At 67.3% G+C, this 22,782-nt stretch carries 21 protein-coding genes; 5 read left to right on the top strand and 16 right to left on the bottom strand.

Going from position 1 to position 22,782, the window contains the following annotated elements; all coding sequences use genetic code 11:
• Positions 1-144: 144 nt before the first annotated feature.
• The 4 genes from KEG57_RS37665 to KEG57_RS37650 all read right to left on the bottom strand — a co-directional run bounded on the left by KEG57_RS37665 (position 145) and on the right by KEG57_RS37650 (position 4,607).
• Positions 145-1,245: an amino acid adenylation domain-containing protein gene (locus tag KEG57_RS37665; RefSeq protein WP_272425668.1), complete on the bottom strand. Its 1,101-nt coding sequence runs from the start codon at positions 1,243-1,245 to the stop codon at positions 145-147.
• 99 nt (positions 1,246-1,344) lie between these two features.
• Positions 1,345-2,376, bottom strand: coding sequence for a carboxypeptidase-like regulatory domain-containing protein (locus tag KEG57_RS37660; RefSeq protein ID WP_272425667.1), 1,032 nt, complete (start codon positions 2,374-2,376; stop codon positions 1,345-1,347).
• 12 nt (positions 2,377-2,388) lie between these two features.
• Entirely contained in the window at positions 2,389-3,828 is a 1,440-nt protein-coding gene (locus KEG57_RS37655) for a serine/threonine-protein kinase (RefSeq protein WP_272425666.1), read from the bottom strand.
• Between the two features lie 131 nt (positions 3,829-3,959).
• The gene (locus KEG57_RS37650) at positions 3,960-4,607 is read right to left on the bottom strand and encodes a DUF2267 domain-containing protein (protein WP_272425665.1); all 648 of its coding nucleotides are present in this window, start codon (positions 4,605-4,607) and stop codon (positions 3,960-3,962) included.
• A gap of 107 nt (positions 4,608-4,714) precedes the next feature.
• Between KEG57_RS37650 and KEG57_RS37645 the strand changes: the two genes are divergently transcribed.
• Positions 4,715-5,752: a Glu/Leu/Phe/Val dehydrogenase dimerization domain-containing protein gene (locus tag KEG57_RS37645; protein WP_272425664.1), complete on the top strand. Its 1,038-nt coding sequence runs from the start codon at positions 4,715-4,717 to the stop codon at positions 5,750-5,752.
• A 156-nt stretch (positions 5,753-5,908) separates the two neighbouring features.
• On the opposite strand, the gene KEG57_RS37640 is transcribed toward KEG57_RS37645, so the two are convergent.
• From KEG57_RS37640 to KEG57_RS37625, 4 genes are read right to left on the bottom strand one after another with little or no spacing between them, the layout of a single operon-like run.
• Positions 5,909-6,376: a DUF6968 family protein gene (locus tag KEG57_RS37640; RefSeq protein ID WP_272425663.1), complete on the bottom strand. Its 468-nt coding sequence runs from the start codon at positions 6,374-6,376 to the stop codon at positions 5,909-5,911.
• 34 nt (positions 6,377-6,410) lie between these two features.
• Positions 6,411-6,884: a DUF6968 family protein gene (locus KEG57_RS37635; protein WP_272425662.1), complete on the bottom strand. Its 474-nt coding sequence runs from the start codon at positions 6,882-6,884 to the stop codon at positions 6,411-6,413.
• Between the two features lie 34 nt (positions 6,885-6,918).
• Positions 6,919-7,392 carry a DUF6968 family protein gene (locus KEG57_RS37630; RefSeq protein WP_272425661.1) on the bottom strand — a complete coding sequence of 158 codons (474 nt, stop codon included), beginning with the start codon at positions 7,390-7,392 and terminating at the stop codon, positions 6,919-6,921.
• Complete coding sequence (locus KEG57_RS37625) at positions 7,389-8,093, bottom strand: hypothetical protein (RefSeq protein WP_272459400.1); 705 nt, start codon at positions 8,091-8,093, stop codon at positions 7,389-7,391. The genes KEG57_RS37630 and KEG57_RS37625 overlap by 4 nt, the downstream gene beginning before the upstream one ends.
• A gap of 634 nt (positions 8,094-8,727) precedes the next feature.
• Here KEG57_RS37625 and KEG57_RS37620 point away from each other — a divergent pair.
• Positions 8,728-9,249, top strand: a complete 522-nt coding sequence (locus KEG57_RS37620) for a hypothetical protein (protein ID WP_272425659.1) — start codon at positions 8,728-8,730, stop codon at positions 9,247-9,249.
• Between the two features lie 387 nt (positions 9,250-9,636).
• Here KEG57_RS37620 and KEG57_RS37615 read toward each other — a convergent pair whose 3' ends face one another.
• On the bottom strand, positions 9,637-10,458 hold the full coding sequence (locus KEG57_RS37615; RefSeq protein WP_272425658.1) for a hypothetical protein: 822 nt from the start codon (positions 10,456-10,458) through the stop codon (positions 9,637-9,639).
• Positions 10,459-10,870: 412 nt separating this feature from the next.
• Between KEG57_RS37615 and KEG57_RS37610 the strand changes: the two genes are divergently transcribed.
• Entirely contained in the window at positions 10,871-11,629 is a 759-nt protein-coding gene (locus tag KEG57_RS37610) for a hypothetical protein (RefSeq protein ID WP_272459399.1), read from the top strand.
• A 54-nt stretch (positions 11,630-11,683) separates the two neighbouring features.
• A complete protein-coding gene (locus KEG57_RS37605; RefSeq protein WP_272425656.1) occupies positions 11,684-12,688 on the top strand; it encodes an NAD-dependent epimerase/dehydratase family protein in 1,005 nt (334 codons plus the stop codon).
• Here KEG57_RS37605 and KEG57_RS37600 read toward each other — a convergent pair.
• The 4 genes from KEG57_RS37600 to KEG57_RS37585 form a co-directional block, all read right to left on the bottom strand.
• Positions 12,675-13,967 (bottom strand): pyridoxal phosphate-dependent aminotransferase, encoded by a 1,293-nt coding sequence (locus tag KEG57_RS37600; protein ID WP_272425655.1) that lies wholly within the window; start codon positions 13,965-13,967, stop codon positions 12,675-12,677. The two genes, KEG57_RS37605 and KEG57_RS37600, sit on opposite strands and share 14 nt — an antisense overlap.
• 312 nt (positions 13,968-14,279) lie before the next feature.
• A complete protein-coding gene (locus tag KEG57_RS37595; RefSeq protein WP_272425654.1) occupies positions 14,280-14,657 on the bottom strand; it encodes a hypothetical protein in 378 nt (125 codons plus the stop codon).
• Between the two features lie 350 nt (positions 14,658-15,007).
• Positions 15,008-16,441: a hypothetical protein gene (locus tag KEG57_RS37590; RefSeq protein WP_272425653.1), complete on the bottom strand. Its 1,434-nt coding sequence runs from the start codon at positions 16,439-16,441 to the stop codon at positions 15,008-15,010.
• A gap of 12 nt (positions 16,442-16,453) precedes the next feature.
• Positions 16,454-16,852 carry a hypothetical protein gene (locus tag KEG57_RS37585; RefSeq protein ID WP_272459398.1) on the bottom strand — a complete coding sequence of 133 codons (399 nt, stop codon included), beginning with the start codon at positions 16,850-16,852 and terminating at the stop codon, positions 16,454-16,456.
• A gap of 150 nt (positions 16,853-17,002) precedes the next feature.
• Here KEG57_RS37585 and KEG57_RS56250 point away from each other — a divergent pair, with 150 nt between their 5' ends.
• Positions 17,003-17,398 carry a PAAR domain-containing protein gene (locus KEG57_RS56250; protein WP_372518222.1) on the top strand — a complete coding sequence of 132 codons (396 nt, stop codon included), beginning with the start codon at positions 17,003-17,005 and terminating at the stop codon, positions 17,396-17,398.
• Here KEG57_RS56250 and KEG57_RS37575 read toward each other — a convergent pair.
• Genes KEG57_RS37575 through KEG57_RS37565 form a run of 3 tightly spaced genes read right to left on the bottom strand, consistent with a single transcriptional unit; the run spans position 17,385 to position 22,445 of the window.
• Positions 17,385-18,959: a hypothetical protein gene (locus tag KEG57_RS37575; protein ID WP_272459397.1), complete on the bottom strand. Its 1,575-nt coding sequence runs from the start codon at positions 18,957-18,959 to the stop codon at positions 17,385-17,387. The two genes, KEG57_RS56250 and KEG57_RS37575, sit on opposite strands and share 14 nt — an antisense overlap.
• Before the next feature lie 31 nt (positions 18,960-18,990).
• Positions 18,991-19,635 (bottom strand): peptidoglycan-binding domain-containing protein, encoded by a 645-nt coding sequence (locus tag KEG57_RS37570; RefSeq protein WP_272425649.1) that lies wholly within the window; start codon positions 19,633-19,635, stop codon positions 18,991-18,993.
• Positions 19,635-22,445, bottom strand: a complete 2,811-nt coding sequence (locus KEG57_RS37565) for a type VI secretion system Vgr family protein (protein ID WP_272459396.1) — start codon at positions 22,443-22,445, stop codon at positions 19,635-19,637. Before KEG57_RS37565 ends, KEG57_RS37570 begins: the two co-directional genes overlap by 1 nt.
• Positions 22,446-22,782: the final 337 nt, after the last annotated feature.

Here is a 22,782-nt window from a genome sequence, read left to right as displayed (position 1 = left end):
GTCTTGCCTCGGCCTGTTCGATGAACTGCGCATCGCGCAGTTCATCGACCCCGGGTCCAGCGCTTGCGCTGGTCCGGGTCCAGGGGTGGACAACCCCTGGTGGGGCCTGGGGCAACGCCCCAGCGCAGCGGCCTCAAGCCGAGACTAATGCAAAACCGCGTCCTCGCCCTCGTGGAGCTCGATGGCTGCGGCGCCGGGCAGACGGCGCAAGGCGATGATCTCGCCGGGGGCGCAGCCGAGTGCCACGTCGGGGGAGCTCGACGTCAGGATCCACTGCACGCGCGGCAAGGCGCGGCGGAGGCGCGGGACGAGGGTGCGCAGACGATGGGCGGGCTGCTCGATCTCGACGTCGTCGATGAGCACGACGCCCTCGGCCTCGCGGGGATCGCGGTCTGGGAAGGCGGCGAATAGCGAGCGCACGGCTTGCGCGCCGAAGGCGACGAGGTGGCGCAGACTGCGGGGCAGGTCGTCGAACTCGATCAGGCGATCGTCGGCGTCGCGGAACAGGGGTTCCAGGCGCACGGGATCGACGCCGACAAAGGTCACACCGTCCTCTTCGAGCAGCGCGGCGAGCACGTTGACGAGCGCCGTCTCCAGCCGGGCTGCGGCGGCCGGCGCGCTGTCCGATTTGCGGGACAGGGCGGCTGTGATGCAGGCGAACGAGAGGACCTGCTTGGTCTCGCGGGCGATGTCGGTGCGGCTTGCGTCGTCGAAGCTCGCGGAGGCGCGGACGTCGTAGCGGAGCAGGGTGCGCTCGGGCGTCGTGAGGAGCACGGGCGTGCGCGAGAACCAGCGGGCGCCCGAGAGGGAGATCAGGACGAACCCCCGCTCGCTGGCGCGGCGATCGAAGAGGGCCTGCTCGCGGCGGCGGAGGAGCGCTTCGTCGTCGCGCTCGTCGAGGCGCGCGTTCGGGCTTGCGATGCAGAGCGGATGCGGCCGGGCCGGGTCGTCGTCGCCGAGGAGCCAGTCGGCCACGACGAACGGCGGCGCCTCGGGGCGAGGTTCGCGCTGGGCTTCGGGGCGGAAGGCGCCGGTTGGCGACCCGGATGCCCGAGCGTTGACGAGCTGCGCGACGGCGTGGCCTGGGCGGGTCGTGGCGATGGCGGCGAGCACCGCCGTCTTGCCTACCCCTTCGCCGCCGAAGATGACGCAGAGACGCCGGGGGGAGCCATCCGCGTCGCAGAAGGGCAGCGTGATGTCGCCGAAGGGGCCGAGGCCGACGAGGCGGATGCGAGCAAGCAGCACGATGGCGTCGTTTGTACCACAAGGGCGCGGCCAAGGCGCGGCGCGCGCGGGCTTCCATACGGGACATCCGCACGCGTGCGCGACGGACTGCGCGCGTGGTCAGAAATGGCCGAACGCGGAAGCGCCGACGCCGGACGGACCGATCCACGGGACGAACCCCGTGGACGGCGCGGGTGCGCCCTTTTTCGGCGCTGTCACGATGCCGAAGATCGCCGCTCCAATCCCCGCGGCGCCGACGACGCTGCCTGCCACGGTGAGCCCGAGCGAGCGGTTCCACCTCGCTTGCAGGGCCTGCGCTTCCGCGGGCGTATAGTTCTCGTTGCAGGCGTTGCCCGGGCAATCGCGGCTCACGGTCTTTTGCGCGTCGCTGAAGTCGATTCCGAAGCCCACGGCCACGCCGGCCCCGACGAGCCCGACGCCGCCCGTGATCCATGCCCACACCGGGATTTGCCGCCCGCCTCCCTCGTCGGCTGGGGACTCCGGTTTGCCGAATGGATCCACGACGTCCCCGCCGCCCCCCGAGGCCGGGCTCAGCGTGACGTCGACGGCGCGGGTTTGTCCGGCTGCGACCTGCACTTTTTCTGCCCGCTGGCCGAAGCCTGCGGCCGAGACGACGACGGTGTGCTCGCCTGGGTTCACCTTGTACGGGAGCGACACGGCCGCTTGCGGGATGACCTCGGCGTCGACCTTCACGGTGATCTCGGCGCCGGAGGGCGGGCCGTTCACGTTGATCACGAGCGAGGGGATCTTTGGCTCGAGGCTTTGCGCGAGGGCCTCGGCCTCGGTCATGGCCGTGTCGAAGGCGGCGTTGCCGGCGGAGTTGTCGAAGCGCGTCACCTCGAGGGCGATCTCGCGGGCCTCGACGAGGTGGCCCATGGCCTCTTGCACGCGCGCGAGATCGAGCCCGGTCGAGGGCACGCCCATGATCGCGTGCGCGCCCTGGCAATCCTTCAGCGCCTCGGGGAGCTTCTTCGCGGCGAGTTTTTCACGACAATTGACGAGGAGCTCCCGCGCCGTCTGCTTGGCGGCGGCCGAAGGCTGTTTTCCCTGGGCTGCTGCCGCTCCAGAGAGCGAGAGGCCGAGCGCGACGATCGTCGCTGTGGCACCGAGTCGAGCTTGCGTATGGCGCATGGAAGCCGTGGTTCAGAAGCCGATGTTGTCCTTGCCACCCTTGGGCGGCTTGGGCGCGGTCTTCGTGGTCGTGGCGGGCGGGGGTGGGGCCGTCGTCGCGGGCGCGGTCGCCGTCTTGCGGGTCGTGGGGTTGTCCTCGGCCGTCTTCGCAGTCGCGGCGGACGCGGCCGGTTCGGCGAGCGCGCTCGTGGTGGGCGGGGGCGCCGGCGCGACGACGGGCGTGGGGGACGGGGAAGGCGTGGGCGCTGCGGTGAGAGCGCTGGTGGAGGCCTCGCCGGGTGCGGCGGAGACGGGCGTGGTGTCGTTGCTTCGGCCGACGGCGAGGAACAGGCCCACGGCGCCGAGGACGAGCACGGCCACGCCGGCGGCGATGATTGCGGGCTTCTTGCCGCCGCCCGCGCGCGCGGCCGTGGTCGAGGTCCCGATGAGCGTCTGCGGCGCGCTCGCGGGGCTTTGCGGCGCGCTGTACGGCGAGGAGGTGTAGCCGTGCATGGAACTCGGGGCCGGCGTCGCGGCCATCGGCCCGCCCGAGTACGGCGCGGGCGTCGGCTCGGGGTGCGTGTGCAGCGACCCGCGCGTGACGCCGCCGGTCACCGCGTAGGGCGACGGTGCGCCGAGGATGGCTTGCTCGAGCGCCTCGGCCATCTCCTTCGCCGTGCCGAACCGCTCGGCTGGATCACGCCGCAGCATGCGCTGGAACCACGCGTCGACGGCCGGCGGCACGTCGGGCCGGAGCGTGCTCGGGAGATGGAAGGCGCCCGTGTGCACGGCGACCCCGAGCGAGCCGACGGTCTCGCCGTGGAAGGGCACGCGGCCCGTGATCGCGTGGTAGGCGACGACCGCGATCGACCAGAGATCCGAGCGGTGATCGACGCGCTTGGCGCTGAGGAGCTGCTCGGGGCTCATGTAGAGCGGCGTGCCCATCATCGAGCCCGTGGTCGTGGCGCCGAGGGCGCTATCGGGGCCCATCTTGGCGATGCCGAAGTCGAGCAGCTTGACGAAGGTCTCGCCGTCGATGTTGCAGAGGAAGATGTTGTCCGGCTTGATGTCGCGATGGACGATCCCGAGCGCGTGCGCGCGGGAGAGCGCCTTCGAGGCTTGCGACACGACGAGCGCCACGTCCTTGAGCGGCAGCGGTCCTTCGCGACGGATGCGGCGCTTGAGGTCTTCGCCTTCGAGCAGCTCCATCACGATGTAGGGCGTGCCGTCGGCGGTGAAGCCGTGATCGAAGACCTGCGCGACGTGTGGGCTCTTGATCTGCGCCGCGGCCATGGCCTCCGTGCGGAACCGCTGCACGAGCGAGGCGTTCTCGACGTAGGCCGGGGACATGAACTTGACGGCGACCTGGGTCCCGAGCGCGAGATGGTCGGCGACCCACACGCTGCCCATGCCTCCCTTCCCGAGAAGGCCCTGGAGCCGAAGCGTCGGCGTGATTTGCTGGCCAGCCTGCATCCGCCCGTGCCTTTCCGCACGACCCGCCCCCGGGTCTGCATCGGCGAGGGCGGCTCGGTCGGAAGGTACACGATTTCGGATCCGGATCGTAGCTTCCTGCCAGATTCCAACGACCCGCGGAGGCCTCGCTTCTAGCGGCCTTTTTCGCTCACGGGTCTCCGCGGCCCGGGTTCGCCCTCGGCGAGGGTTTCGTGCTCGCGCTCCTGCGTGAGCCCGCAGCTCGACGAGAGTTTTGTCTCCTGGTGGGGGTTTTCGGCGCGGACGACCGATTCCGCATGAGCACGCTCGGGCCGAGCCTCGCTGAGCGGCTTCTGGCTGCCGGGGCGACCGGTGGCGAGGGTGTTTCCTTTGCCAAGCTTGGGCTCGTGCGGCCGGCGGAGGTGGACCGGAGGCGGCGGAAGGGGCTCGCGCGGTGCGAGGAGCTCGCCGAGCTCGGGCGTGAGGTGGCGGCGCAAGCGGAGGCGGGTGGTCTCGGGGAGCTTTTCGCCGAGGACGCCGAGGACGAGCCGGGTGTGCTCGATGGCGAAGCCGAGGAGCGTGCCCTCGCGGTCGGCGACGCGGCGGTAGAGCGCCTCTTCGGAGAGGTTTCCAAGGTGCGGGCCGTCGAGGAGAAAGGCCGCGAGCGGCTCCGGGAGCGCGTGCGCGAGGGCGCGGGCCTCGTCGGGGACGAGCGTCTCGGCGAACGCCCGGAGGACGGCTTCGGACATCGCTCGCACGAGCGACGTCTCTCCGAGCCCACCACGCCACGCGACCTCGTCCAGGAAGGATGATTCGTCCATGCCCGCACCTCCGCTCCGCGCGCGAGGGGCATGCGAGGCCCGCGCCACGCGCGACCGAGAGGAGCACGCGCTTGCGTCGCGGGGCGATCGGTGCGTCTTTGCGATCCATGGAGGAACTCTTCGCAACTTTGGCCGCGGCGGGCGGCCCGCGGTGCATGTTCGTCGCGGATCCTCGCTCGGGTCTGCGCGCGATCGTGGCCCTCGACGACACGACGCTCGGGCCCGCCGTGGGCGGCGTGCGCACGATGCGATATCCGTCGTCGGACGCGGCGCTCGCGGACGTGCTCGCGCTTGCGCGGGCCATGACGCGCAAGTGCTCTCTCGCCGGGCTCGACGCGGGCGGCGGGAAGGCGGTCGTGCTTCTCGCCGACGGGCTCGATCGGAAGGCCGCGTTCGCGCGGCTCGGGCAGGTGGTCGAGGAGCTCGGCGGCGTGTTCCGTACGGCCGGCGATCTCGGGACGACGGCCGCGGATCTCGCGGTGATGGCCGAGCACACGCGGCACGTGCACACGGACGAGCGAGGCCTCGCGGCGGCGGTGGCGCGGGGGCTCGTTCGGTGCATCGAGGCATGCGCGGCGGTGCGGGGCGTGCCGCTCGAAGGGCTCTCGGTGGCGGTGCAGGGCGCGGGCGCGATCGGCGCGCGCGCGGCCGAGGTGCTGGCCGAGGCGGGCCTCCGGATCGTGCTCGCGGATGTGGATGCGCGCCGCGCCGAGGAGGTCGCTCGGAAGATCCCCGGCGCGCGGGTCACCTCGGCGGATCGGATCCTCGTCGAGGATGTCGACATCGTCGCGCCGTGCGCCGTCGGGGGCGTCGTCACGGCCGAGGTCGTCCACGCGATGCGCGCCTGGGCCGTGTGCGGCGCGGCGAACAACGCGCTCGCTTCGCCCGAGATCGCGGGCCTTCTCGCCGCGCGTGGCGTCCTCCACGTGCCGGATCCGATCGCCTCGGCGGGCGCGGTGATCGATGGGATCGGCCTCTCCGTGATGGGCCTTCCGGACCGCACGCCGCTCATCGATCGGCTCGGCGAAACCGCGCGCCTCGTGCTCGACGAGGCGAAGGCGACCGGGCGGACGCCGATGGAGGTGGCCGAGGCGCGTGCGCTCGCGCGGATCGCGGCGGCGAAGGGAGAAGGACCGTCAGGTTGAGCGACATTCTTCGCCTGGCGGCTTCGGGCAATCGGATTCGGGCACGTAGATGCGCCCGTTGGTGCCGAGCCCCAAGAACGAAGTTTCGGCCCAGGTCAAGAGGTTTTCGCGCTAGCAGGCATGTTCTCCCTCGCTACGGCAGGATCCCCAGCAGGATCATTCCGTTCGCGGCTTCGCCCGCGCCTTGCGCCGAGCCTCGCGGCGCTCATGGCGCTCGCGAATGGGCCGGACGAGCTTCTCTTCTTCGTCGAGGATCATTTGTTCGATGCGTTGTTGAAACGCGAGCCCATAGCCTCTGTCCGCCTCCATGGAAAAACCAGTGTCATCTTCGTCAAGTCCCTCCCACCGAAGCGGAATACCACTCTGCACGAGCTTGCTGCGAATGCCCCGCAGGGCATTTTGGAGCGCAGCCATCGAATCGATGCTTTTGCCAAATTGAATCGAGTCATCACCCAGTCCCAGGATGACGAAGGGGCATCTCCACACCTCGTCGCCAGGGGGTAATTCAGGAGAACCGATGCGGACCACGACGATGCCCCCGACGGCGTCACGTCGCTCAAGACGGCGCTCGGCGATCCAGCGAGGTCGTTTAATTTTCGAGGTGGTTTTCGCGCTAGCAGGCATGTTCTCCCTCGCTACGTCAGGATCCCCAGCAGGATCATTCCTTTCGCGGCTTTACCCTCGCCTTGCGGCGCGCCTTTCGACGCTCGATGAGCTCGCGGAAGAGACGGGCGCGCTCCTCGATCTCTGCTTCAATCATTTTTTCAAGGTGTTGTTGAAAACCGAGGCCATATGCGAAGGGTACAGCCATCTGAAACCCAGTGTCATTTTCCTCAGCCCCCTCCAACTCCCATCGAAGCGGAATCCCGCTCTGCACGAGCATGCTGCGAATGCCACTCAAGGCATTCTGGATGGCCCCCATCGAATCTTCGCTGTAACCAAATTGAATCGATTCGTCGCCGAGCCCCAAGATGATGAACGGGCATTTCCAGGGCCCGGCGCCAGAGGGCCATACAGGAACACCGATGCGGACCACCACGATGCCCCCGACGGCATCACGCCGCTCGAGACGGCGCTCGGCGATCCAGCGAGGTCGTTTGGTTTTCGAGGTGGTTTTCGCGCTAGCAGGCATGTTCTCCCTCGCTACGGCAGGATCCCCAGCAGAATCATTCCGTTCGCGGCTTCGCCCGCGCCTTGCGCCGAGCCTCTCGACGCTCGTGGCGCTCGCTGATGGGCCGGACGAGCTCCTCGATCTCCGCTTGGATCATTTTTTCCATACGCTGTTGGAACGCGAGGCCGAATGCCGAGGGCACATAAACGAGAAAACCCGGGTCACCTTCTTCACCGCCCTCCCATCGAAGGGGAATTCCGCTCTGCACGAGCTTGCATCGAATACCTGTGAGGGCGTTTTGGAGCGCAGCCATCGAATCGATGCTTTTGCTAAATTGAATCGAGTCATCACCCAGTCCCAGGATGACGAAGGGGCATCTCCACACCTCGTCGCCAGGGGGTAATTCAGGAGAACCGATGCGGACCACGACGATGCCCCCGACGGCGTCACGTCGCTCAAGACGGCGCTCGGCGATCCAGCGAGGTCGTTTGGTTTTCGAGGTGGTCTTTCGAGGCTTGGACGTCGTCACTTTCCGAATCTCCATTTACACCAATTTCTCTTCATCTCTTCGCTTTCCAATTTTAGCTCCCAGCAATCCTGGGCATGAATTTTGTTCGTTATCGAGTTGCACAGATTGTCCCACAGCACACCGCCACCCGCGGCGGCGTCGAGGCATCGGTTCAAGTTCGGCTTGGGCCGCTTCCGAGCCGCCTCCGCAATCTCCGACTTGCCAATCTCCACCGACGCGGCGATCACGATGATGATGGCGGGCCCCGCCTCGATGACGAGGTCCGCGAGCGCGATCCCCACGGCCACGAGCACTCCGGGGTGCCCGACGAGCCCACGCTCGGCCGCCGCCTGCCCGTTCGTGGAAGCGGGCGACGCGGGCAGGCGCAGCTCGCGCAGCCTGACGAGCTCCTCCGGGACGGTCATGCCTCGCAGCGCGATCCGCATGCATATCGCGAGCTCTTCATGGGGCACGCCTTTGCTCTTGACATCCACGACCTGTCCATCTTCGTCGACCGTCAACGCGACATCGAACGTGAATTCCCCCCGGGGCAGGTCACCGCCGAACTCATCGACGCACGCTCGCAGCCGCTCCGCGGTGGCGTCCGGCACGCGCGGGCGGTCGTCCTGCTGCACGGGGTAACGAATCTTGGCCGCGCAGCCGAGCGGCACGAGCGCCATCGTCGCGCAGGCCACGAGCCCAACGGAGAGGAGGGAACGCACGCGCGGAGAGGTCATCGCCTGAAGGCGATCAGAAGTCTCGGCCTTCTGTCAACCGTCAGTGGTCCCCACGACGCATCAGCCTCCCATGAATTGGCCGCGCACGTGGAGAGGTGACAAAGATTCTTGCGGAGGGTTCGTCCGCGCTGTCCGCGGCTGGGACCACGCAATCGGAAGACGAGATGGCACTCCCCTGAGCTGCGACGTCTCCTGCGAAGGTTGGGACGTGTCCTCCCAAGAATCACAGGACGCATCTCCAGGATGAGACATGGCATCCACGAACCAAGACGTCCCATCCCGGCGGATGCGATCGCATGTGCGAAGCGCGGATGTCTCATTCGAAGAACAAGACCACACGCCCTCGGAAGGTGACCTCGCAATACACGACCGAGACATCCCATCTTCGAGGCTGCGAGATCTCCCGAGCGGGATGCGCTCCCATGCCCCCAAACCGACCCTCGCATGACGCAACATGAGACCGCGCATGACGCAGACGGGATGTCGCCTGACGCGGAGGGCGACCTCAGGGCCCCGATCTGGTACCCCGCTCGTTTTGTATCTGTCCTCTGTGTTAATTGACACTTCGTATCCAGATCGGTAACGTGCTCCATCCGCCTAGTACGGAAATGGAGGCCTCATGGCAGACGATTCGGTGGGGAAGTACACGGGGGAAGGCATCTTCGACGTGACGTCTTACAAGGACAAGCTCGTCGACGTGAAGAGCGGGGAGCTCAACAAGTTTCGCCGGTCCAAGCCTGGCCTCGCGCGCGTGCTCAACGAGCTGGCCAAGGCGATCCCCGAGCACGGCGATGAAGCCCGGATCCACGCCAAGACCTACCAGGAGATCCTCGAGATCGTCGTCATCCTCGCGCTCATCCGGAAAGACGCGCCAGGCGTCGCCAAGCTGTCCGAGATCCTGCGCGAGAGCGAGGTGTACTACGAGGACAAGCTCGAAACGCTCATCAGCCGGCTCGGCAAATCCGTGATCGACACAGCACAAGACGACAAGAAGCCAGGGCTACTCGCCATCTTCGAGGAGACGCTCGCCTATCGCTCAATGTACGCAGACAAGGCCGCCGCCACGCGAAAGAAGAACGAGGCGGCAGCGCAGGAAGGCAAGCCGACGACGTCCGACGGCCAAGAGCCAGCAGGCTCCTGAGCATGGGTCTCATCTGGAGGCGCTGAGCTGGGGCGTTGCCCCAGGCCCCACCAGGGGTTGTCCACCCCTGGACCCGGACCAGCGCAAGCGCTGGACCCGGGGTCGATGAACTGCGCGATGCGCAGTTCATCGAACAGGCCAGGTCAAGACCAACGACGACCCTGCCCACCAAGACAGCGGCGTTGAGGATTCAACGGGCAACGTGCCCGCTGCCAGCGTGCAACGCACCCTCATGGTCTTGCCACCGGCCTGTGGGAAGAACTGCGCATCGCGCAGTTCTTCCACCCCGAGTCCAGGGCTTGCCCTGGTCCGGGTCGAGGGGCGGATAGCCCCCGCGGGGTCCGGGGCAGCGCCCCGGCGCGGCGGCCCCAAGCGTGGAACACCCTCTCAGAGCCACGATCGCACGAACTCCACGATCGCGATCGCTGCCGCGGCGAACATGCTCGTGCGCGACAGCCGCTGCACCACGCCTGGTCGCGCCCAGATGGGCGGCGGCGCCGGGATCGCCTCGAAATGCTCGCCCCAGAGCACGCGCCTCACCTCCGGCGCGCTGCGGTAGTTTGCCTGCGCCGCTTGTGGCTGCGTCTCGCGCGAGGCGCGCACCGTCACGAGCAACGCGGGCGAACCGGACGCACGCTGGGCTGCTTCGAGCGACGCGCGCGCCGGACCCGAGAGCACGAGCTGGGCAACGTTCTCCTCCGGCGTGTCCTCCTCGACCAGCACGCTCGTCTCCGTCGTCGAGACGACCCGCGCGCGGACGAGCCCCTCGTCGCGTGCCCCCGACGTGAGCTCTCCGAGCGGCACCGTTTGCGGCGGAGCTTCCTCGGCCGCTGCGGGCATCCGGCGCTTCACGAGATGCGCGGCGACGAGCTGCACGCCGGCCCAGAGCAGCGCGACGAACACGCTTTGCCCCACGTTCACGTAGGCGAATGCGCGCGCGCCGAGCCCGTTCACGCCGGCGAACGTGAAGAGCCCGAGCCCGTTGATCAGCGCGATCGCAGCCGTGCCGACCGCGTTCATCCCGAGCCCGAGCAGGATGCCCACGGCGTTGATCCCGATCGCGATCGGCCCGACGGCCACGCTCGCGCCGATGGCGATGAAGCCGACCGCGACGTTGCCGATGGCGATGAAGCCGACCGCGACGTTGCCGAACGCGACGAGCCGGGGGCGTACGTCGTGCAAAGGGCCCAGCCGCGGATGCAGGACCATCGGGAGAAAGGCTAGGCGAGGAGGCGCGGCGTGGTCAACGCGTGCCTCGGTTCGGTCCACGAGGAATCTGCAAAGCTCGAAATTTTCCCGGAACGTCCGCCGTCCGCCCAAGGGGACCTGCGCATGGGCCGCGCACCCCCCTGCGGATACCCTGCCGCATGCGGAGCACGTGTCGCACGCGTGCGTACCGTCCGACGCACCTCGCGCCGGTGTCGACGCTGCTCCGATCCGCCCTCGCGTGCTCGCGACCGCCCGGTTTGGTCACCTTCTCGACCGAATCCCGACGCTCCCGCGTCACGGGCCGCGAAAAACCATTTGCGCGCGCCGCGTCATTTCGCAGCGAAATCGCGTCGTGGGCGTTTGTCCGTGCCGGGTACGCCGTTTGCCCTTGGCGCCCAGCATGCCCGCCCGCGTGATCCTCCCTCGATTCCTCGCCTTGCCGTTTCTCGCGACACTCGCCCTCGGATCTTCAGGCTGCGCCCTCTTTGATCTGTTCGAGTCCGAGACCACCCTCGCTGACCTCGACCCTACCCGCGCGCGGGTCGAGGTGGAGTTTGGCGAGTCGCCGCGCGTCTCGCTCGCGCTCGTGGCCAAGGAGGGGACGTGCGAGGCGATCACCGACAGCATCGAGGCCAAGGTGGATGAGCGGCCGATGGATCTCTTCATCCGCGGCGGCGAGACGCCCTCGAAAGACGGCTGGGTCTGCGGCGCGCCCACCTTCCGCAAGGCCCTCGCCGAGGAGAACCTCGGCAAAGACAAGACGCACTTCGTGGTCTCGGACGATACGGCCCGCATCGCGCTCGACTTCGAGGACCTGCTCGCCGAGCGCACGATCACCCCGAGCCATCCGCAGAACAAGATCGATCCCGGCATCGACCTCGCGCTCGCGTGGTCCGCGCCCGGCGATGAGCTCGCCGAGGAGGACATCGACGTCGTGTTCACGTACGACGACGAGACGCTCGAGCTGCCGGCGCCGCCGCAGGTGAGCGTCGTGGACAGGGAGATCGTCGTGCGGATCCCGGAGGGCTCGCCGGCGGGGCACGCGACGCTCCGCGTGGACGCGAAGGTCCAGGTCGCCGCCACGTCCTGCGAGGGCACGGAGAGCTGCGAGGCCACCGTAAAAGTGTCGCCGGAGGTCGCGCTCGAGGTGACGAGCGGCATCGTGCCCTGAAGCGAGCGAGCAGCGCTCCCCAGGCGCCGCGCGGGGCAGTAGACTCGCGCCCCGATGAGTGACGTGTCGTTGACGGAGGTTCCGGTCCTCGTGACCGGCGCGAGCGGGTTCATCGGAGGACGCCTGGCCGAGCGCCTCGCGGCCGAGGACAAGGCGAGCGTGGTCGGCGCCGGGCGATCCTTTTCGGAGGAGGCGCGGCTTCGAGACGCGGGCGTGACGATCCACCGGGCCGACGTACGCGACGCCGGCGCGATGGAGCGGCTCTGCGAGGGCAAACGCGTGGTCTTCCACCTCGCCGCGTGGGTCGAGCGTGGCAAGGGCGGCGAGGCGGACGCGTACGCGGTCAACGTGGACGCGACGCGCGCGCTCGTCACGGCTGCGGCGCGCGCGGGGTGCGAGCGGTTCGTCCTCGTGAGCACGATCTCTGCGTACGGGCTCCCGTCGACGGACCACATCGACGAGTCGGTGCCGATCGACGTCGCGCAGGCGGATCTCTACGGCCGCACGAAGGCGCTCGGCGAGGAGGCGGCGCGCGAGGCGGCGGCGAAGACGAACCTCGCGATCTCGATCGTGCGGCCGGCGATGGTGTACGGGCCGCGATCGGGCGGGTGGACGGTGGGCATGCTCCGGCTCGTGCAGAAGGGCGTGCCCGTGATCTTCGGGAACGGCCAGGGCTATGCGTATCCCGTCTACGTGGACGACGTCGTCGACATGGTGCGCCTCGCCGCGACGCGGCCCGAGGCGCGGGGCGAGGCGTTCAACGCGAGCGATGCGGCCATCACGTGGGAGCGCTTCTTCAGCTTCTACGGCGCGATGAGCGGCAAGCGCCCGCGCCGCGTGCCCATGCCCATCGCGTACCTCATCGCCCGCGCGAACGAGCTCCTCAAGCTCGGGATCCCGCTCACGGCGGAGCGGCTCGAACGGTACGTGCGGAAGCTCCAGTATCCGACGGAGAAGGCCGAGCGATTGCTTGGCTGGCAGGTGCGCGTGCCGCTCGACGAGGGCATGCGGCGGAGCGAGGCGTGGCTCCGCGAGACGGGGAAACTCAACCAGACATGAGTGCACGGAGGCGCGGGAACGCGGCCTGAATGTCGTCCATCGACACCGCGCCCACGCTCAGCCGGAACCAGCCGTTCTCCTCGCGTAGCCCGAACGCCTGGAACGGCACGACCGCGAGGCCCGCTTCTTCCAGCAGCACCTTGCGGATCTCGTCGTTCGTCTGGATCGTACGACCCCGGATCGTCTTGCCCATCCAGTCGAACCGCGCCGACAGGTAGATCGCCCCTTGCGGCGCGATCGCGTCCACGGGCAAACCCTCGCGCTTCATCGCCGAGAACCCGGCGAAGAGCGCGTCGAGCCGCTCCTTCACCTTCGCCTTCGCGCCCGAGAGGAACGTGTGCATCGCGTCGGGCGCGTCGAGCAGCGCCGCTGTCGCCACCTGCTCGGCCTTCGGCGCCCAGGCGCCCACGTGCCCGAGGATGTCCGCCATGCGTCGCCGCACCGCCGGCGGCATGAACCCCCAGCCGACGCGCATGCCCGTCGCGCAGAACGACTTCGACAGCGCGTCGAGCAGGATCGCGTACGGCGCGATCTCGGGCACGAGCGAGACGGGCGTTTCGTGGCGCGCCTCGCCGTGCGTGAGCATCCAGTAAACCTGGTCGTACACGAGGAACACCGGGCGCAGGTTCTCCGCCTGGCGCCGGCGGTTCTCTTCGAGGACGAGCTCGGCGATGCGGCGGAGCTCGTCCTTGGCGATGACGGTGCCGGTCGGGTTCAGCGGCGAGTTGATGAGGAGGAGGCGCGCTGTGCTGATGTGCGGCCGGAAGTCGTCGGCGGTCGGGAAGAAGTTCGACGCGGCCGAGACGGGGATCTCCACGGCCCTCGCGCCGGAGAGGTAGGCGTAGTGGTTGTTGTTCCAGGACGGCACGGGGTAGACGGCGACGTCGCCGGGATCGATGAGCGTGCGGTAAGCGCCGTAGAGGAGCGGGCGGGCGCCGCCGGCGACGAGCACGGACTCGAGCGGGTACTTGAGGCCGAGCTCGCGCTCGTAAAAGCGCACGAGCGCCTCGCGCAGGACGAGCACGCCGTCGGAGGGCGGGTAGTTCGTGTGGCCCTCGGCCAGCGCGGCGCGCGTGCCCTCGCAGAGCTCGGCAGGGATGGGGAAGTAGGCGGGATCGAAGTCGCCGACCGTGAGGTTGCAGATCTGGGCGCCCTTGGCCTTCATCGCCCGGATCTCGCTGGCAATCTTCAGGATCTCGGAGCCGATGACGCCGCGCGCGAGCGCGGAGAGGCCGGCGTCACCGACCTCGAGCGGAGGAAATTCGAGGGCCGTTACCATGGGGGACGCGGAGCATACTCTCGGATCCGAGGTCGGGGAATGGATGTCGTCGGTGCTTTTTGGGGGCGCAATCCGTCCGGGGCAGGGAATGGAAGCGGGAACGCAAGCGGGAGCGGCAATCAGGGAATCCTGCTCGGGGAGGGCGAGCGTACCGTCGTGCTCGCGCTCTTCAGGGCCAAGCCATGCTCGTCGTCCTCGCGCTTCGCGCTGCAGGCGGCTGCGCGCGGTGCTTACAGCCCGAGAATGGGTCGAGTCTCGAACAGGTGAACGGGGGACGTCTGAAAGCGGCCAGCAGCGGCAAGGCTCAGCCGCTCACCGTACTTGCACGAATCGTCCCTTCGAGAAGACGTGTCGCCCCACGTTCCTGCACGCCTTTTCCAGGAAGCGCCGGTCGGCCGCGTTGCGCTTCGCGTCTGAAGGGTCATAGTCCTCGCGCTTCGCGAGCGCTCGGGCGCAATTCGCTTCGGGACGCTCCTCCACCACGACCGCGGCGCCCTCGTCTTCTACGCGCACGTCGAACCGGAGCATGACGCCGGTGTTACGCGAGGGCGCATCCATGAGCAGCACCCCATCGATTACGTCGAAGACTTTGCGAAGATTCTTGCCAGACACCGCTAGCACGACGGTGTGTCCGACCGAGTACCAGTAGGCCGTCTCAAGATCAGGCCCCACGTGGGCCTGGTCGGCCATGCGGCACAGGAGCATGTCTGGTCGGTCGGGCGCGCTTGGAAATGGCTGTCTACAGGAATGGTTCTCGGGAATGGGTGCGGTGACGCCCCGTTGCGCGAGCCATGCTGCCGGATCGAAGGGCGGTGGAGGCGGCTCCAGGTCGACCGCGTGGGGAATGTCATCGACGTCCTCCTCGGGCGGAGGCGGAGTGGACGCAATGGGCGGAGGCACAGGAGACGGAGCAGGCGCAGACGGAGGGGGCGGGGGAATCAACTGGGATGCATGCGGCTCGCAACCCAGTAGATGTAGAGTTATAAGACATGCACCGATTCGGTTCGCCACGTGGACGGTTGTCACGACGAACGACTCCTTCAAAATCCGCTCCGCCGAAGCGCATCCGTGAGCATGGATCCACAGATGAGCTGGTGGACGATTTGCCCCTCGTCGTTCGCGCTCAGTTCCGCCACAGCACGACGCCACGATGACTCTGGCAGCACGGCGATGGTCCTCATTGGATGAGTGGACACATAGGGTGCCACCGCAGGACCAGGCTTGGAGAAGAAAGCCTGGTGGACCGGCGCATACGCCCCCGGGTTCGTACCATACATCCGGATCATCTTTCCCGTATGCTCCTTGCCAGTGCTGGCCCAGCGCAGCGCTGCGTCGGCCCATCCAGTCACCAGCGGACTCTTCGTGTCGAAGCAGTACACCTCCCGCAGAGCATCCGAGCGGAATCGGTGTGAAGCATTGCGATGCCGGCTCAAGAATCGCGGAATGTGGTTGTTGCCAGAGCTGAATGCACCGAGCGCCACACGCCCGATGTACGGATTCGGCGATCGGAAGAGCCCAGCCTCCTTGAAGAAGAACGATTGGATCTCGAGGAGAAACGCCTCCATCATGCCGGCATCGAGGGCATCGCCGAGCTCCGCGTCTTTGTCGTTCGCGTTCGGCACCGGGAGCACCAGCACGAGATTCTTTCCGGAAGCAGCGATCTGCGGTAGCAGCCCCCGGGTGTACGGCCCGTCGCTCGCAGCGTCGAGTGGGTTGCCCATGAAATTGAGGTATCGATATAATGATGTATAGAGATAATCCCAGCCGTCGGGATACTGCTTAAGGTACGGCAGCACATTGATGTTCTGGGCGAGCTGGTGCGTGAAGAACACCAGGAACGGCGTAGGATTCGCCCCCTCGTCACGCGGCAGCGCGCGCGGCCACGCCACGGCGAAGTATTTCGGAACGACCTGATCCCCCTTTCGCTCCAGGACGCGGACGTCGAACCCCGGAGCATACGCAAACTCCGCGAACGCCACGCTATCGCCGGAGACGACCTGCTCGGTCACGATGGGGACCAACCCAGGCTCCGAGGAGACCCAGGACTGCCCCCAGGTCGGCTCGGCCATGATCGGCTCCCACCGATCGGGGGGTGGATTCCGCAGCTTCTCGAGCAGCCTCTCGGACGCATCCCGGAAGATCGAGAGGTGGAAGTGCACGACGGTGACCGTGTCGCGCCCCGATCGGAGGGTGCCCATTGTGGAGAAAAACTCACGTGGGCTATCGGGACAGGCGACGGCGCCGTCCGGGAGCACCTCGAACACCGCCGACTCTGGCCAGTACCGCGGGTCGTCCGGAATGGCGTATACCGTCACGCGCGCCAGCTCATCGAGGGGTATACTGGCGTAAGCGTGCCCTGCGCTCGCCTGCTGGGCAGGTGTGAACGTTTGCCCTTCGTCGGTCGAGATCATGAACTTGCACGCAGGGGAAAACGCGCCACGACGATCGACTGCGCGGAAGACCAACGTGTTCATCGCTCGTTCCCTTCAGGGAGTCTCATCATGGGGCGGAGGCTCGATGATCTCGATGCACTCGAGCCATACCTGCCCTTCGTCCGCTTTCGCCTCTTCATGAATCTTCTGCGACGCGCGGAGCAGCTCGGCCGGGCGAAAGCGGATGCGCGGGCCGGTGAACTCCGGCTGCGGAGTCGCTCCCGCGAGCGCATACCCGATCTCGTGCCGCCCGTCCGGCTCGAGTCGGCGTAGATCGATGTCGAACATGGCGCCGGGCGTCGACACCTTGGATAGCGAGGAGCTCGTACCTTGCTCATCACGCGCGAGCACGAACATGCTCGGAGCTCCGGCTGGCAGAGCGCCAATCCAGCGGATCGTCCGCACGAGGCGGATGGTATTACGCGTGCCCCCGAAGGAGGGTGCTACGTGCACGCGATACCTCTCGACCGGGAAGCGGAAGCTCGGATCACGCATGGTGGACGGGCCGAGAGGATTTCAAGTCATGGGACGGTCGTCAAGCTCTGTGTGAAGGACACTCAGCCTTGCCATGACCAGCCTCCGGCTGTTACCTTGGCAGTCGCCATGGGTTCCCCCGGCGCAAAAGAGGGCGATTGCATCAGCGGCATCGACACGCACGTCGTCCTCGTTCCCTCCCCAGGCGGCCCTGTCCCGACGCCGACACTCATGCCTTTCGCTGGAACGCTTGCGGGAGGGCTCGCCAGCGACGTTTTCCTGGACGACAAGCCCGCGGCCACTGAGGGAAGTACGGCACGGAATCAGCCCGCGCACGTCCCCGTCGGTGGGTCGTTTCAAACGCCTCCGTCCAACGAGGCCAGGGTGCAAAAGGGGAGCGGCAGCGTTTTCATCGAGAACAAGCCGGCCGCCCGGATGGGTGATCCGGCAACGACCTGCAACGACCCGGCCGACGCGCCGAACGGCAGGGTGATCGCCTCGGGGACCGTGTTCATCGGCGGTTGAGGATTGACGCGATCCGCGCGTAATGCGCTTTGTAGGCATCGTGCCATGCTCCGCGCTTTCGCTCGTCTGCGCTCACGATCGCCTGGTAGAGCCGATCAAGCGCTTCTCGATCCGCCTGCGTGATACGGTAACGCGCGAGCACCTCCGCCGTGCGCTCCGGCGACATGGCGAGCTCCACCGTGAGCGCGGCGTGCTCCTCGAGCGTGAGCTTTGGCGGAAGCTCCGGCGGCGCGGGGGCGGAGGACGGCAGGGGCCGGCGAACGAGCTCTCGCGGTATCTCGAGGAGGAGCTGCGTCGATGCAAGCTCCTTCGAATTCTTTCTATCATCGAACGGCATGTCGGTGCCACGAGGGACATCGAGCGCAAGCGCCGTCCCCGAAATCGCCGCGCGCGGCGATTGGGAAAGCTCGATGGCCGACGTTGGCGACGGCTGGGCCGCCGGCTCTTGCGTCTCCACGAACGGCAGCGCAGGGCCTCGCGGGACATCGAGGGCAAGTGCAGTTCCCGATAGCTCGACAGGGGCGCGCACCACTGCCGGGTGACTTGCCTTCGACGTTGCATCCGTCCCGACGAATGGCATTTCCGAACTGCGCGGGACGTCGAGCGCAAGCGCCGTCCCCGAAATCGCCACGCGCGGCGATTGGGGAAGCTCGATGGCCGACGTTGGCGGTGGCTGGGCCGCCGGCTCTTGCGTCTCCACGAACGGAAGCGCGGGGCCTCGCGGGACATCCAGGGCAAGCGCGGTTCCCGACAGCTCGACAGGGACGCGCGCCGCGGTTCGTTTGTTCACGAATGACAATAGGTCCGCATCGACGAACGGCAGACCAGGGCCGCGAGGCACGTCGAGCGAAAGCGTGGTGCCTGATAGCGCGGCACGCGGCGGAGCGTCCACAGGGAGCCGGAGCGGCTCGGGCGGGCCCACGTCTGGCCCTTCCACGAATGGCAAGGCCGGACCGCGGGGCACGTCGAGCGAAAGCGCAGTACCCGAGATCGCGGGGGGCACGTCACGGACCTTGGAGCGTATGGACAATGCGGGCGCATTCGGTGACGGCGGCACGGGCTTCGGGCGAGCATGGGGAGAAGGAACGAGCTTCGCAGGCTCGATGCGCAGCACCGGCAAAGCGACCTTCCGGTCACCCGCGCGCGCGAGCTTTTCGGCGCGTCGAGCGAGCTCGCGATCGGCCTCGAAACGTTGCTTCCACGCCCGACCCAGCCGGGCAAGATCGGGCAGCGTCAGACCCAGATCCTGGAGTATCGAGCGTGGATCTTCGCTGGCCGCATACATCGCAAGAAAATGGACCCATGCGCCGAGATCCTCGTCGAGAGGCTGGACGCGACGCGTGAGGAGCTCCTCGGCCTGCTTTTGGGCCGACGCGTACGCGGCGAAGAGCCGAGGCCCGGCCTCCGGATTGCAGAGCATTTCCTTGCAGGCCACGTCGGCTGCGCGAAGCTCCTCCACCGCGAGGCCCTCGACGGCGAGGATCTCCGCGAGCGAAAACCCTTCGGCCTGCGCAGCCGCCACGTGGGCGAGCTGCGAGAGGGGGACACCAGCAAATGACATGACCGAGTCACCCACGTCGTCCCCGGGGGCCTCAAGCCCCATGCGCCTCGATGAGCGCCTTTCTCGTATCCGCGTCGAGCTTTCCCGTCACCGGCAAACCACGCGAACGCTGGAAGGCCACCAGGGCTCCGCGGAGCGCCTCCTCACGATCGACGGTGAGATCCGGGCCCGCGATCAAGAAGCCCAGGTTTTCCAGGCGCTTGCGGATGCCGCTCTCCTCGGAGCCTGGATCCATGTCCCCCACGAGGCCGGTGTATGCCACGTTTCGTCGAGGAAACAGGATCTCGATCTCCCGCACCGTGACCGGCACGTCGAAATGCACGCGCCCATCCGCGTCCGTCTGTCCATTCAATGGCTCCCCGTCCGCGCCCCGGAGTCCACGGACCTCGTAGGGCTCCTCGGCCATCGGTCCTTCCTCGTCCTCGAACACCAGGTCGACCGCTACGCGTGACACCGACGCCCGGTATCGATTCGCCGTCCCCGCCGTGAAAGGAAGTCCCTCCTTCGTCTGGACCGGGATGTGTATCACGTCTCCCGGCGCCAAGAGCTCCGGGTTCGGCCGCATTGCACGCAGCTCGTCGTTCTTCGGGTGTCCCCACACCTCGTCCGCGTCGAATCCGTGTACATGAGCGAGCTTCGTCAGGTAATCGCCCTGCTTCACCACGTAGGGTCGCATCACGCCATCTCCACCTTGGAAAGGTCCGGAAAGACGATCCTCCCTGACGCCTTCGCGCTCACCTCTGCTCTCCCGTCCTTGTCGAGGATCCCGCTCTGCTCAGAGCCGTCGTCCAGGATGATGAGATATCGCTGGTATGCGAGCGGATGGCCGTCCTGATCCACGAGCGAGAGGGTCGTCGTCGGCTCCGGCTCTCGCGGCGGGGAATCCTTGGCCTGCTCGGGCGAATTCAGGAGAATCCTCGCTCCGTCGAGCTTCACCTCGCTGCCCATGGCGATCGAGGCGCCGCCCTGCGTCTTCAGCACGACCTTGCCGCCGAGGAGCTGCGCCAGCGCATTCTCCGTGTTCATCTGGACGCCCTCGTCTGCCATCGACAGACCGCTGGTGCCGCCCTTCACCCGCAGCGACGGCGTGGAGAGCTCGATGCCGTCGGCCGTGATCCGCACCGAGCTCTTTCCGCAGCGCAAGACAAGCTCTTTATCGGTGGTTATCTCCATCGCCCCCGTGCTCCCGAACTTGGCCACTCCCTCCACGTGCAGCAGATACGAACGCTCCGCATCGTGGCGTCCCACCACCTTGGTCTCGCAGCCATGGATCTTGGTGGTCAAATCGTCGCCATACGTGAGATCCGCATTCCCGGTCACCTGCCGCCGCTCGCGCCCTTCGAGCCGCGTGGTCAGATCGCCCGACACGCGCCGATCTTCGTGCCCGCTCGTGACGTCGATACGATTTCCTCTGACCTGCGAGGCGCTGTCACCCTCCACGGTGACCTCACGACGCCCACCGATCCGCGACGTGGCGTCACCGAGAATCTCTTCGCGCCGGTCTCCATTCACTCGGGTCGATTCGTCGCCTTGCACGGCCAGCGTATGATTGCGCTCCACCACCTCGTCGAGATCCCGCTGGGCGTGCACGTAAATTTGCTCGCTGCCGACCTTGTCCTCGAAGCTCAGCTCGTTGAACCCATTTGCGCCCGGCGAAGACTGCGTCCGGATACCACTCCGCGTCTTGTCCGCGGGCAATCGGAACGACGGCGGGTGGGTGCCATTGAAGAGGCATCCCAGAACCATGGGTTTGTCTGGGTCTCCGCCCTCGAACGTGACCACCACCTCCATCCCGACCCGCGGGATGAACTGCGTCCCCCATCCTGCGCCGCCCCAGGCTTGCATCGTCCGCACCCAGCACGAGCTGTCGGCGCTCCCCTGTCCCTCGCGGTCCCAGTGGAAATGCACCTTGATCTGCCCCAGCGGATCCGTGTGAATCTCCTCGCTCGCGGGTCCGACCACCGTCGCGGTCAACGCCACGAGCACACTCCTTCGCTTCGGGCGCGGCGGGCACATCGTCACGTCCTCCGGCGCTGCGCTGAAGGTATTGCGGAAAATCTCCTTGTGCGCAGCCTGCGGAGTTGCCCATCCCTCGTGCTTCACGGATGTCACCACGTAGCCACGGTTCAGGTGGTGCGCCGGATGGTCCTCCAGCCGAAATCGGTGGCCCACGGCGAGAGCCTGGCACGTGCTCTCGCCCTCGGCGGTGTGCGCGCGGCGGCGCTTCTGGCGCAGGATGAGCGCTGGTTCGTGCTCGGCGTGGCGCCACTTCGGGAACAGAAAAGGCGCGTGGTGCTCGTAATGCTCGAGCTCGGGAGCAGCGATCAGCGACGAGATGGCTTCCGTCGGCACGTTCACCGAGGCGCTCGCGCGGAAGGCCCCGTCGGAGCCGGAGGAGGCGCTTGCAGACACCTGGAGCACGGCTCCCTCGTCACGCTCGTGGACGGCGCGCGTCGTGATCAGAGCGAGGGGCCGCTCGGGATCGTAGTCCCGGTAGACGGCCGTGTTGGTACGCACGCGGCTCACCGGCTCGAAGCGCGTCACTTTGTCGAATGCCGCGGTGCTCGTGCCCTCGATCGAGAGATAATGCAACACCGGGGCCTCGAGGCCAATACTCATGGAAACGCCGCCGACCTCGGTGGAGGCGGACGTGGGCACGCCCAGAGCGCTGACGACCGCGCCGATCCGGTCGCCGTCGTCGATCGGTGGATACGCCGATGCGTCGTCCGCGAAAACCACCGTCTCCCCGGTAAACACCTTGGCAGCCATCGCGCTCGCGGCATAGCCGAGCAGCCCTGCGGCAGCGCCACCGATCGCATCGCTCGCAGCAGCGAGGGCTTCTTCCACAATCGCCGAGGGCTGGGCGTAATGGAAGAAGATTCCCGCCTCGGCCGTGATCCTCCGGACGAACTGGTAGTCCGTCTCCTCGTATTGCGTGCAATACTCGCGTATCGGGTGCTCCCCGCGGAGCAGGAAGCGGGCATCGATGTTCGCCTCGCCGAGCACCTGCGCGAGGATCCGATCGATGCGCTGGTTCTGAAAAATCCGCGAGCGACGTCGGTGCTTGAGCAGCCATAACCTGGATACGAGGCGCATTCGAACCTGTGAAGCTCCGTGCGCCCCGCGCAGCCCCTCGTGACGCACCGAGGCTACGATCCCGTGAAAGACGCGCGGCGCCTTCCCGGCCCGCAGCACGAGGAGCGCACGTTGCCCGAGCGAGAGCCGCTCCACCGTGCCCTCACCGATATCGGGCCCCGTGACAACGACATCGAAGGAGTAGATGCCGGACAGCTCCTCTCTGCCTCGGAACGAGCGCACAGTGAAATGGTTGAAGGGGAAAGGAAAGACGAGGAGCTGGAAGGGCTCCCCGCTCGGGCGCGAGGCGCCGCCTTCGACGCCGAAGGTTGCCGACAGGCTCATGATGTCTGTTCGGACGATAACAGAGGTATGGGGGTCAAGGCCAGGGTCTTTCGCGTGTATGTTCACGCGACCATCGTTCGCGGATCCGGAGCCGTACGAACGTGCGTCCATGCCGAGGCCGGCGCCCGCATCCGCTCTCTTCGAGGTCTCGAAGGTTCACCTGTCGAGCATCGAGAACGCCGACCGTTGACCATCGCGACATGCCGAGCCCCTCCGCGGGGCTCGTTGTTCTTCTTTCGCTGGCCTGGGGCTCGCTCGGGAGCGCGCGGGTTGCGACAATGTGTCGCATCCGCGGACGCACGGAATCACCTAAACTCCGGTTTCTGAGGTGTGTCATGGATCGAATCTCGATCCGCCGGGCCGGCGGGGCCCTGAGATGAAGCAGGGGTACGCGACCCTTGAC

This window comes from Polyangium jinanense (genome assembly GCF_028435365.1).
This window is presented reverse-complemented; position numbering and strand designations above follow the sequence as displayed.